This is a genomic window from Rhizobium sp. 01N447_2 (genome assembly GCF_056399245.1).
In genome coordinates this window covers 1-11,734 of sequence record NZ_JBFTQY010000119.1, presented here as the reverse complement: position 1 = coordinate 11,734, position 11,734 = coordinate 1, and the positions used below count along the sequence as shown (strand labels likewise).

The following is an 11,734-nucleotide window of genomic DNA, read 5'->3' as shown; positions in this document are numbered from 1 at the left end:
CATGGTGCCATCGGTGGCGCTAGGAGTTCCGCTGTTCCAGCTTTTGAAGTCACTGGGTCTGCTCGATACCATTCCAGGCCTGGTCCTCGCCCACACGTCGGCCGCGGTACCACTGGCACTGTTGCTCATGTCCGCGTTCTTCGAGGGCATACCGCGGGAGCTCGAAGAAGCGGCGCGCATGGATGGCTGCACACGATTCCAGGCGTTTCGAAAGATTGTGCTTCCGGTCATGACAGGGGGGATAGCGGTCACCGCGCTCTTTACCTTCATCACAAGCTGGAACGAGTTCCTCTACGCGCTGCTGTTGACATCGGAGGCGACCAAAACGGCGCCGATCGTCATCGCCGAATACAATTCGGTCTATGGGCTTGCCTGGGGGGCGATGACCGCCGCAGCCGTCCTCTACTCGCTGCCGGTCATCATCGTAACGCTCGCACTGCAAAAACAAATCGTCGGCGGCCTGACTTTCGGCGCTGTAAAGGGATGAGGGAGGCAAAGGCATGGCCGGCATAGAACTGCGCAATATCAACAAGGTCTACGGAAACAGGTTTCACGCTCTGCACGATCTGAGCTTCGACGTCAGGGATGGCGAGTTCATGGTGTTCGTCGGTCCGTCAGGATGCGGAAAGTCGACGGCGCTCAGGATGATTGCTGGCCTGGAGAGCATTACGAGCGGTGAACTCAGGATCGGTGACAGGCTAATCAACGATGTCGATCCCAAGGATCGCGACATCGCCATGGTCTTTCAGTCCTATGCGCTCTACCCGCACAAGACGGTGCGGGAGAACATTGCCTTCCCCTTGCTGATGGCAGGCCTGCCGAAGACCGAGATTGCCAGCCGCGTAGACGAAGCCGCACGCATCCTTGAACTGACGACTTTGCTCGACCGCAGGCCGGCACTCCTTTCAGGAGGCCAGCGTCAGCGTGTCGCCATGGGACGGGCGATCGTCCGCAAACCAGCGGCCTTCCTGATGGATGAACCGTTGTCGAACCTCGATGCCAAGCTGCGCGTTCAGATGCGCGCCGAGATCGCCAGTCTCCAGAGAAAACTGAATGTCACGACGATTTACGTGACCCACGACCAGGTCGAGGCGATGACGATGGGTGACCGCGTCGCTGTCATGAAAGGCGGTGTGCTGCAGCAAGTCGACACACCGCAAAACCTGTACAATCGTCCTGACAATGTCTTTGTCGCCGCCTTTATCGGATCGCCCTCGATGAATTTGTACGAGGCCGTTCTGAACGGGAGGACGCTGACCCTGGGCAGCAACAGCCTAGAAATCCCCGACCGGGTTTTCGAAGACCGGCCCTCGCTCAACGGTGCGTCCAACCGTCAGGTCATTGTCGGTATCCGGCCCGAGCATATGAACGATGCCGCAATCCGGCCCTCTTCGGCCGAGATCTCGGCCCCGGTCACTCTTGTCGAGGCGCTAGGTTCTGAATCCATGGTGCATCTGAATATCGACGCCACCCGTGTGGATGCCGGCGACCCGGACGCCGTCGCCGACATCGGCAACGAAAAGGCTGCTGTAGCCCGTTTTTCTCCGAAGAGCACAGTCCGCGCAGGTGACATCGCGCGCATCGCTGTCGATGCCGAGGAACTCCATTTCTTTGAACCGGACGTCCGTACCAGCATCTGGTGATGGTGCGCAGGATCTTGCTCAAAACTCGAACAAGAGAGCCGATTGAACGCATTTCCCCAGGCGGTTTGCGAGCAACAAGCCAATCAAGAACATCGGCCTACTCTCGCTGTGGAGCAGGAAAATGGCCGAGGAGACATTAGTAATGGTAAGTGAAAACTTTTACGACGTAACACAATATCCCTTAGGCAACCCCTATGAGGATATTGGATCGGTCATCAATAGCATCATTGCAGATATTAAAAGCAGGCAAGCGGTTTCCGACCAGAATGACGGCGGGAAGCCTGGAGCAGTGATCTATATTCCGCCAGGCGATTATCGTCTTGTCACCCAGGTCGTGATAGACGTGAGCTATCTGAAGATTGTCGGCTCAGGACATGGCTTTACGTCTTCGAGCATCCGTTTCAACACACCTGCAGACGAGCTTGCACAGTGGCGCGAAGTGTGGCCGGGCGGAAGTCGCATACGTGTGGACATGTCTCCGCACGCCGCCGGCGAGGCTGCCGGAGCCGCGTTTTATGTCAAGCGCACCGGCAATCCTCGCATAAGCTCTGTGGAGTTTGCAGATTTTTGCATCGATGGCCTGCACTTCATGGACGACGGTTCGGGGCAGAATGATGCGGAAAATTCCTACAGGAATGGCAAAACGGGAATCTATGTGGGCAGCGCCAATGACTCATTCCGAATAACAGGGATGGGCCTCATCTATCTGGAACATGGAGTGACTGTTTATGACGCGGATGCGCTGGCGATAGACAATAATTTCATTGCAGAGTGCGGCAACTGTATCGAATTGAAAGGTATGGGCCAGGCCTCGAGGATAGCGAATAATTTTGTCGGAGCCGGATATAGGGGACATTCCGTCTACGCTGAAAATTACGGCGGCATCCTGGTCTCGTCAAACAACGTCTTCCCCCGAGGCGCCAGCAGCGTCTATTTTTCCGGCGTCGTGCGTTCCTCGATTACAGGAAACAGATTCCATTCCTTCTATCCCGGAATGCTGGTTTTTGCTGCGAATTGCTGCGAAAACCTGGTCTCCTCAAATCACTTTCTGCGAGATCGCGAGCCGTGGGCGCCCATGCAGAAGTACGATAACGGCCTGGATGACCTGTTCGGACTCTTGCACATTGATGGCAGCAACAATTCGGTCATCGCCAACCACATTTCAGAAACGATCGATACTCAATATATCAAGCCTCTCGCCGCAAAGCCTGTGATCATCAATGTCGTTTCCGGCAGCGGCAACTACATCGCCAATAATCACATCGTGGCCACAACCGAAATGTCGCAGATCAACGACGCACCAAACAGCGCCTGTTTTTCAACGCAAGTGGGCGCATTGCTTTCAACGGACAATTTGAAGGCGCTCGAGGTAACGGCAGTACGGGTGCAAAGGGGTTCGGTGCGGAATACAGTTCTGGATTCAGGCAGTGTCGAACAGGTCGAGATGGACAGAACAGCGAATGCTTTCAGGGGCACTCCAGTTCCCGGGCAATCGTCGGCAGAGTTTCACTAGATCGAGCATAGCTAGGCCGTCGGTCGAAAATCCAGTGACTATTCGGAGTTGTGTTCATGGCGAACCAAACGGACCGGGAAGATGACCCGTTGATGAAGCAAAACCTGTTCCTACCCTCTGGGTACTGCTTGGAATTTTGGGCCGCGGGCGACGGCTTTTTTCGTATCGACATTGACGGGAAAACGGTTTGGCAGGTTCGGTCATTTGCCATCCATCCGGAGTTTTTCAAATATCACCACAGGGAAGCTTGCGAGGTCACCATTGTCACCAATGCGCCGGACGCTGTTCTGTGGGCCTATGGGTATCAGCCTCAAACCGTGAACGAGACCGGTATAACAGTGTTTGAATTCTCGGAAAAAGGGATCCTTCAACGCACCGGCGCGGAAATTGAAGATTGGCTTCGGTCCGATCCGGATCGTCCTGCGCTTCATTTCTCGCCAATCCGGCATTGGATGAACGACCCCGTAGGTCTCTGCAAGATCGACGAGCTATGGCACCTTTTTTATCAATTCCATCCGAGCGGCAGTGATTGGGGACCGATGCACTGGGGACATGCGACCAGCCGCGATCTGGTCAATTGGCTTCACATGCCGGTATTTCTGCATCCAGAACAGAACCTGTGGCGTCTCGGCGCCACAGGAGGCGCATTCTCCGGCAATGCCTTTCGGGATCGAGATGGAAGTTTGATGTTCTTTTACACCGAGCGCCTGCCCGCCTATGACCTTTTCGAAGGCTATCGGGAAATTCAGAAAATAGCTCGCCCAGATCGGCTGATGATCAAGGCGGAAGGCATTGTGACGGTGTTGGAAGAGCGTCCCGACGGTGTCGAGCACGACTTCCGCGATCCAAAAGTTTGGTGGGATGACACAGCCAACGCCTATCGCATGATACTCGGCGCATCGATCGAAGGCGATCCCGCGGTGTTGTTGTTCGGCTCCGCCGATGGCCTCGATTGGCAATATCTCAGGCCGCTCTACCGTGCACCGGCTAATTTCCGCCAAGAAGGCGCGCGTGCGGTGGAATGCCCGGATTTCTTTCGGCTGGAGGAAAAGTGGGTTCTGGTGATGGGTTTTGTTGGCCATGTCGAGCCACGAACACGGCGCCACAATCTCCTTTATGCCCTGATCGGCGAGTTTATCGACGACTGCTTCGTACCCGACATGCCGGAACTGCAATTGCTGGATTTCGGCACCGATTATTATGCGATGCAGAGTTTCGAAGCGGGAGGGCGCCAGATCGCCTTTGCCTGGCTTTTCAATTGGGAATATCGCAAGCCCGAGGGCTCAGCCTATTCCGGGGAGATGTCCCTACCACGTGTTCTAAGTTTGAGTGAAGACAGGAAGAGGCTGCGCATGCTGCCGACGATCGAAGTCGACGATCACTTTGCCGCTGACCCTATCGTCGAGGACCAAAGCGGCAAATTCTCGCTACCGATGGCTGCCATTGAAATCCGCCTTTCCGGAGCCCTGGAAGGCAGCAAGGTCGTTGCGACGCAGGGCGGCGAACTTGCCTTCGAGGTGGGCGTCGCTGGCGGTATCCTCTCGATCCGGCTCGCCCAGGACGACGGCTCGATCCATTACGTGGCGGAGCTTGGCGACGGAAAGGACCTTCGTCTGTTTCATGACCGTGGAATCGTCGAGATCTTCGCCGATGGCGGAACTGTTTGTGGAACCCGTCGCGGCTACGCGAACATCAACCCCGATTACCTGGAAATCTCATCGTCCGCTTCAACGCGGGTGCTGGAAAGGGATGTGAAACGCTGCTGTGCTGCCATGAGCTATTGAATGAAACGCTTGGGCCTTCACGGAATAACGAGATCTTGATCGACAACAACAGTTATCGACACTTCCGCCGGCCCTATTTGACCGAGAATTGCACTGATATCGCAGATTTCAGGCAGCGCTGGGGAGGGTGGGATGCTTCAAGTCCGCAAATTATTGACAGCCGCGACAGCCGTCATCGTGGTTGCCGTATCGTCGTCATCCTGCACGACGACCTCGAATGACTCGATGCAAACCGGCTCGGTTGGATATACCGGCGCCGACTATTCGCTCAGACCTGCCTGCCGCGATGGATTCGGCAACGATCATCCTTGCAGCTATTAGCGACCGATAGAGTGAAGCTCCGATTGCCGTGTAGTTTCGACGATCTGTTGACGCATTTTGCGGCATTCGCCCCGCGCGCTTCGTCAGCGCCGTGATGGCCCTGACCCCGATTGATAGGACGTTCAGCCCAAAAAGCGGCTGCTAAGCCCGGCTTTCCCATAGCCCGAGGATGAAGTACACAACCGAGGTGGTGCTTTAGGAAAGACAGTCATGCGGTATCTTCGGTCAGGGCCGCGTCGGCTTCAAACCCAGGACATGGGCGCCCCGCGCGCAAAAATGGTCGGTCTGCGGTCCGGTGAAATTGCCGATCGAAATATTCGCGTCATCCTGGAAGCCATCCGCCGCCATGGCCCGCTGACGCGGATGGAGCTTGGCCGGCATTGCGGCCTGACCGGCCCCGGCATTACCAATATTCTCCGCCGATTGGCCGAGGAGAAGCTCGTCACCTCCAACCGTCGCAATGGCGTTGGCGGAGGGGCCACCGCTACCGAGTTTGCCTTGCGCCCGGAAGGCGCGTTCTCGATCGGCGTCAAGCTTCGCCAAAGGCGTGGCGAGGCCGTGCTCATCGATCTGAGTGGCCAGGTCCATGACCGGGTCTATATCGAGCTGGTCCCCGCTGACAAAGTCGGCGTGCTGCATGCGGCCGTCAGGGATATGGTCGATCGCCACGCCGCCTTGCCGATCATCGGCCTTGGCATCGCCGCCAACGACTGGACGGAGGATCAAAGCAATCAGATCGCCGCGATGTCGACGATCGCGCGACCCTATGTCGAGAACGAGTGCACGGCGAGCCTTCTCGCCGAACGCACGATCGGCAGCTCCGGCCGGGAAGGCGGACTTGCGATGATCATCATCGACGACGACGTTCAGGCCGGCTTTCTCATTCGCGGTATTCCCTATTCCGGCGTGCATGGCCGGGCGGGCAGTATCGGCGAAATGCTGACCGGCCCGGACAATGTCCAATTGAACACCGTCGTCGGCTTCGAGTCGCTGCGATCACGGATCGGCGAGCAGGACTTCACCCGCCTGCTGAAGGGCGAAGAATTCTCCTCACCGTCACTGTCGCAATGGATACGGGAAGCCGCCGGCCATCTGCTCGACCCGATCATCGCCATGGCCGGGTTCCTTGCCCCTAGCGTCGTCATGATCGGCAGCGACCTGCCGCAGGGCGTGATCGAAGCGCTGATCCATCAGCTTTCCATCGAGCGGCGCGATACCTCGACGAGGCCGTTGCTGACGCCCTGGATTTCTCCGATGAAACCCGCGAGCTTCAGCGGCGGCGGCGTTGCGCTCGGTGCAGCCCTCCTGCCCTTCCTCAACACTTTGCTGCTGCCGCCGGCTTCGGCCTGATGGCCGGGTCAGCCGAGCGCTTCATCGGTGTGGCTGAGATCGGAGGCCAGCGCCTTGTCCAGGATTTTCTGGATATTGGCCGCCCGCCGGAACGAGGGTTCCTGGGTCCTGCCCGCCCGCACGGCCTGGACGAAACGCTGGTAGTTCGTCTCGACCGGATCGAAGGGGACGTCACGCCAGGTTGCCGTGTGCACGTCCTCACCAAGACAGGCGCGAAGCGTCGATTTTCCGGTGTCGTAGATCATCTCGATCGAGCCGGTTTCGCCATAGACCCTGAGGCGCAGCTGATCCATCTGTCCGGCCGCCGTGCGCGTCGCCTGGATCGTCCCGATCGCGCCGCCGAAGAAATCGACATTCATCGTAAAGCTGTCATTCGCATCGAGATCATACTCGCCGATCTTGTGGCCCGGCGCCTTGTCGAAGGTCTTCAGCCGCGCGAAGACATGCGCAACGTCGAGCCCGGAACCATATGATGCGAAATCGACGATATGAATTCCGATATCGCCGAGCGCGCCGTTGGATCCATGCTTCTTGCTCAGCCGCCACAGCCATTTGCTTTCGGTTTTCCAGTCGCCCCAGTGGCGACCGACCAGCCAGCTTTGAAGGTGGGACGCCTCGATGTGCCTGATCTCCCCGATTTCGCCGGCGAGCACCATCTGCCGGCCTTTCTGAAGGGCGGGCGAATTGCGATAGGTGAAATTGACCATGCCGACCTTGCCCGATCGCTCGATGGCCTCGGTCATCTCCATGGCCTTGACCGCATCGGTGGCGAGCGGCTTTTCGYAGAAGACGTGCTTGCCGGCGGCGATGGCCTGCAGCGTCGTCGGGTGGTGAACGCGGTCCGGCGTGACATTTGCCACCGCGTTGAACTCGCCCCAGGCGAGAGCATCCTCGAGGGTCGTGAAATGGTTGGCGATGCCATGTTCGGTGCAGAAGGCCGCGAGCCTTTCCGGGACGACATCGACGCCGCCCACAACGCTGACGCCTTCGATCGCCTTGAAGTTGGCGGCATGCTGATTGGCCATTCCGCCGGTACCGAGAATGAGTAAACGCATCTTATCCTCCATGGAATTAACATCCCCGCCGCAGTTCAGCCGGGGCAAAACCGCACTCGCACCATCGCAGCCATCCGCGATTGCCTCGTGCTCTTCTTCAGGAAAATTGCGGTGGATGCGCCGCGCGTCCCATAGGACGCTCCATCACTTTCACGGCGCAGATCCTTTTCCGAAAATCGATCTCGATTTTCGGAAACTGTGCGCTAGCTGCTGTTGATTGTCGCCAGCATCTCAACCTCCCAGGTTCCGGCCTCCCAAGCTGTGGCTTGACATCAAATCAAAGTAACTTAATCTAATTAATGCAGCACGGAAGTGAGGAGAGGTCAACTGACCGCCAGGCTGTATCCGTTCAAAATGGGGAGGAGACCCATCATGAAGAGCGCCACCGTCAGCGCATTTGCGCTGAGCACTATGTTATTTTCAGCATCCGTTTCATTTGCCCAGGAACTTGCCACGAAGGACAGGATCGGCCTTGCCGATGCGCCAAAATCCCTCGTCGTCCGTCTGACGAACGACAGTCCCAACAATTCGGATCCGGCGATCGCCGAGGGCTATCAGAAGCTCTTCGTCGATTTCATCAAGAAGCATCCGGACTGGAAATTGCAGATGCAATTCATGTCCTCGGACATCGGCACGGAACAGGCCAAGATGCTGGAGCAGGCCAAGGCCGGCAACGCGCCTGACTGCGCTGCTGTCGACTCCTTCGTCCTCTCGCAGTTCATGGTCAATCATGTGCTTGCGGACTTCACGCCGTATTTTTCGAAGGAAGAAGTGGACGACCTGTTCCCCTTCATCCGCAGCGGCATCACCGATAAGGACCAGACGGTCCGCGCCTGGTGGTGGGATACGGACCTTCGTGTGCTCTACCGCAACAAGTCGATCGTTGCCGATGCGCCGCAGACATGGGACGACCTGAAAAAGGCCGCGCTCGCCTCCACCAAGGAAGGCATGGAAGGCGTTCTCTTCAACGGCGGGCGCTGGGAAGGGACGACATTCGACTGGCTCGCGAATTATTGGGCGCTGGGCGGCAAGCTCGTCGACGACTCGGGCAAGCCGGTATTCGGCGAAGGCGAAAACAAGGAGAAATTCCTGAAGGCGCTGAATTATTTCAAGGATCTCGTCGATTCCGGTGCCGCGCCCAAGCGCGTCAGCACGATCGCGAATTACGACGATATGAATGCTGCGGCCGCAGCGGCGACGACGGCGCTCTTCATCGGCGGCAACTGGCAATATGCGCAGCTGAAGGCCACGCTCGACGAGGACGAGTTCAACAATTGGACCTTCTCGCCGATCCCCGGCCCCAGCGCCGATCAGCGTTCGACCGGCACCGGCGGCTGGACGATCGCCTCCTTCAGCAAGGACAAGGACAAGGTCGAGATGTGCGCCAACCTCGCACGCGAGGTCTATATGGGACCGGCAAACGCGCTGCAGCAGCAGTTGCCGACCAGGAAATCACTGTTCGACAAATATGAGGTCTTCTCCACCGAAGCCAACAAGACCTTCGCCAAGGCTCTGGTCGACGGACAGGCACGCCCGGGTGTGCCGATCTATCCCGAAATCTCGAACCAGATCCAGATCATGATGGGCGACGTGCTTTCGGGGACGAAAAAGCCGGAAGACGCCTTGAATGCCGCCTTCAATGCGGCGCTGGAGGCTTACAAGCGTCTCTAGTGCTTCCGACCGTGACGGCGCCTGCCCGCCAGGCGCCGTCGACATTGCGAAACCCCGCACAGAGAAGCCAATGAGCCCCATTGCCATCGAGGCTGATAGCCCGCCTCAAAGCAGAACGTTCATGCGCCGTTTCGCCGGTGCGCCCCTGCCCTGGATCATGCCCGTGATCGTCGTCATCGGCATCTTCTACCTTTACCCCGTCATCGACGTTTTCAGGCTTTCATTCACCAATGCCACGCTGATCGGCGACAGTCAGGATTATACGCTGGGGTCCATCACCAATGCGTTGAGCTCGCCGCAGCTGCCCGACATTTTATGGGCGACCCTGATCTTCGTCGGCGGCAGCGTCATCGGTCAGCAGATCTTGGGCCTTGCGGTCGCTGTCGTGGTCATCCGCGGCGAAAAGCGCGGCCTGTTCGGCACCACCATTCTGAGGACGACGGCGCTGGTTGCCTGGGTCGTTCCGGGAATTGCCGGCGGCATCATCTGGCAGATGCTCTTTTCCGAAGCGCCTTATGGTGCGCTGAACAGCATTCTGAGGCTGATGCACATGCCTGTTGTCGCCTGGCTCTCGGATCCTGCTATTGCGCCGTGGTCCACCCTCATTTCCAATATATGGCGCGGCACCGCATTTTCGATGGTCGTCATGTATGCGGCTCTGAAGTCGATCGATCCCTCGCTCTATGAAGCGGCGGAGGTCGACGGCGCGACGGCATCACAGCAGTTTTTCTTCGTCACGCTTCCGCAGCTGCGCGCGGCGATCCTCGTCAACATGATCCTCATTACGATCCAGACGGTGAATACCTTCGATGCGATCATCACGCTGACGGGCGGCGGTCCGGGGCGTGCGACCGAGGTCATCTCGCTCTACGTCTTCAATATCGTCTTTAGAAACTACGACCTGTCCGGCGGCAGCGTGCTCTCCGTGCTGATGCTGATCATCAGCCTCGGGCTCGCCTTCGTCTATGCGTCGTTCCTGCCGAAGGAGGAAGAGCAATGAGCGGGCGGACCGGAACGCGGCTCGGCGATGCCATGAGCTATCTGTTCATGCTGGTAATGTTCGTATTCTTCGCCGGCCCCCTTACCTATCTCCTGTCGATGGCGATGCGCGACAAGCGCGAGATCTATCGCGGCGCGGCGCGATATATTCCAAACAATCCCACCATCGACAACTTCATCACCGTTCTCAACAACAGTTACTTTCCGATCTATCTCTGGAACGGCCTCAAGCTTGCCGCCCTCAGCGGACTGGGCGTCCTGATCGTCGCACTGCCCGCGGCATACGCCTTTTCCCGATTTCAATTCCGGGGCAAGGGCCTGTCGATGATGGGGCTGCTGCTCTTCCAGATGATCTCGCCGCTCGTCATTATGGTGCCGCTCTACCGCTACATGAACCGCCTCGGCCTGCTGGATACGCATTTTGCCGTCGTCATGGTCTATATCGCACTTGGCGTTCCGCTGGCGACCTGGCTCCTGAAGAGCACGGTCGACGGCATTCCGCGCAGCCTCGACGAGGCGGCCATGATCGATGGCTGCAACAGGTTTTCCGTCTTCTGGCGCATCGTTCTGCCATTATCGGCGCCGGGCATAGCCTCGGTCTTCATCATCACGGTGATTGCCGGCTGGTCGCAATTTCTGGTGCCTTTTCTGTTGCTCACGAAAAATGATCTGATGCCGATCGGCGTCGGGATCTTTAACTTCCGCGGCATGCAGACCGACTCGTCCATCCAACTGCTTGCCGCCGCCTGCCTGATCGCGGTCGTTCCGGCGATCGTCGCCTTCCTGTCGCTCCAGCGGCTGATCCTCGGGGCAATGACCAGCGGCGCGGTCAAGGGATGAGGAGCGGTTCAGTCTCTATGCGCAAGGAAGGATTTCAAGCATGAACCAGACACTCGGCGCCAGACTGTCCCCGGATCTGACGGGCGCCAATGTCGAGGATGCAGGTGAGCACAACAGGGCCGTCGTCCTGCGCTGCATCCATCGTCAGGCGCCGATTTCGCGCGCTGAAATCGCCAGGCGGACGGGTTTTACCAAACCGGCAATCGCCCGGATCGTCGATCGCCTGCTGGACGAGGGCCTGATCATGGAAGCCCGCCGCCGGCATGGGCTGAGAGGCCAGCCGGCGATCGAACTCGAAATCAATCCGGATGCCTGCTTTGCCATCGGCATCAACATCGATCGCGACCATCTGACGATCCTGGCCGTCGATGCCGTTGGCAACGTCCGCGCCCGTGTGCATCATGAGAAACGTTTCATCCTGCCGGCGGAATTCCTGCAGCTCACGGCCGATGCGATTTCGCATTTCCAGCGCAGCCGGCTCATCGACGACGCGCGCCTGGCCGGCATCGGTCTGGCGATGCCGGATTGGCTTGGCGAGATTTCGCTCCTCGGCAAGCC

At 58.3% G+C, this 11,734-nt stretch carries 12 protein-coding genes; 11 read left to right on the top strand and 1 reads right to left on the bottom strand.

The window, feature by feature from the left end; all coding sequences use genetic code 11:
- The 7 genes from AC1ECN_RS37030 to AC1ECN_RS37000 all read left to right on the top strand — a co-directional run.
- Positions 1-487 (top strand): carbohydrate ABC transporter permease (locus AC1ECN_RS37030; RefSeq protein ID WP_477955845.1); only part of this gene is annotated, 487 nt, incomplete at its 5' end.
- 13 nt (positions 488-500) lie between these two features.
- The gene (locus AC1ECN_RS37025) at positions 501-1,643 is read left to right on the top strand and encodes an ABC transporter ATP-binding protein (protein ID WP_018480418.1); all 1,143 of its coding nucleotides are present in this window, start codon (positions 501-503) and stop codon (positions 1,641-1,643) included.
- 142 nt (positions 1,644-1,785) lie between these two features.
- A complete protein-coding gene (locus tag AC1ECN_RS37020; protein WP_130673799.1) occupies positions 1,786-3,156 on the top strand; it encodes a NosD domain-containing protein in 1,371 nt (456 codons plus the stop codon).
- 92 nt (positions 3,157-3,248) lie between these two features.
- Complete coding sequence (locus AC1ECN_RS37015; RefSeq protein ID WP_130687471.1) at positions 3,249-4,940, top strand: GH32 C-terminal domain-containing protein; 1,692 nt, start codon at positions 3,249-3,251, stop codon at positions 4,938-4,940.
- 35 nt (positions 4,941-4,975) lie between these two features.
- Positions 4,976-5,161: a hypothetical protein gene (locus AC1ECN_RS37010; RefSeq protein ID WP_163856979.1), complete on the top strand. Its 186-nt coding sequence runs from the start codon at positions 4,976-4,978 to the stop codon at positions 5,159-5,161.
- Positions 5,073-5,261, top strand: coding sequence for a hypothetical protein (locus AC1ECN_RS37005; protein ID WP_018480421.1), 189 nt, complete (start codon positions 5,073-5,075; stop codon positions 5,259-5,261). The genes AC1ECN_RS37010 and AC1ECN_RS37005 overlap by 89 nt, the downstream gene beginning before the upstream one ends.
- Before the next feature lie 210 nt (positions 5,262-5,471).
- A complete protein-coding gene (locus AC1ECN_RS37000; RefSeq protein ID WP_027688130.1) occupies positions 5,472-6,611 on the top strand; it encodes an ROK family transcriptional regulator in 1,140 nt (379 codons plus the stop codon).
- An 8-nt stretch (positions 6,612-6,619) separates the two neighbouring features.
- Here the strand turns inward: AC1ECN_RS37000 and AC1ECN_RS36995 are convergent, their stop codons facing one another.
- Positions 6,620-7,666, bottom strand: coding sequence for a Gfo/Idh/MocA family protein (locus tag AC1ECN_RS36995; RefSeq protein ID WP_477955844.1), 1,047 nt, complete (start codon positions 7,664-7,666; stop codon positions 6,620-6,622).
- Between the two features lie 372 nt (positions 7,667-8,038).
- Between AC1ECN_RS36995 and AC1ECN_RS36990 the strand changes: the two genes are divergently transcribed.
- From AC1ECN_RS36990 to AC1ECN_RS36975, 4 genes are all read left to right on the top strand, one after another.
- Positions 8,039-9,337, top strand: a complete 1,299-nt coding sequence (locus AC1ECN_RS36990; protein WP_024321595.1) for a type 2 periplasmic-binding domain-containing protein — start codon at positions 8,039-8,041, stop codon at positions 9,335-9,337.
- Between the two features lie 70 nt (positions 9,338-9,407).
- Complete coding sequence (locus AC1ECN_RS36985) at positions 9,408-10,337, top strand: carbohydrate ABC transporter permease (RefSeq protein ID WP_130673654.1); 930 nt, start codon at positions 9,408-9,410, stop codon at positions 10,335-10,337.
- Positions 10,334-11,176: a carbohydrate ABC transporter permease gene (locus AC1ECN_RS36980; protein WP_018245496.1), complete on the top strand. Its 843-nt coding sequence runs from the start codon at positions 10,334-10,336 to the stop codon at positions 11,174-11,176. Before AC1ECN_RS36985 ends, AC1ECN_RS36980 begins: the two co-directional genes overlap by 4 nt.
- A gap of 40 nt (positions 11,177-11,216) precedes the next feature.
- The coding region (locus AC1ECN_RS36975; RefSeq protein WP_477955840.1) for a MarR family transcriptional regulator at positions 11,217-11,734 on the top strand (518 nt) is incomplete at its 3' end.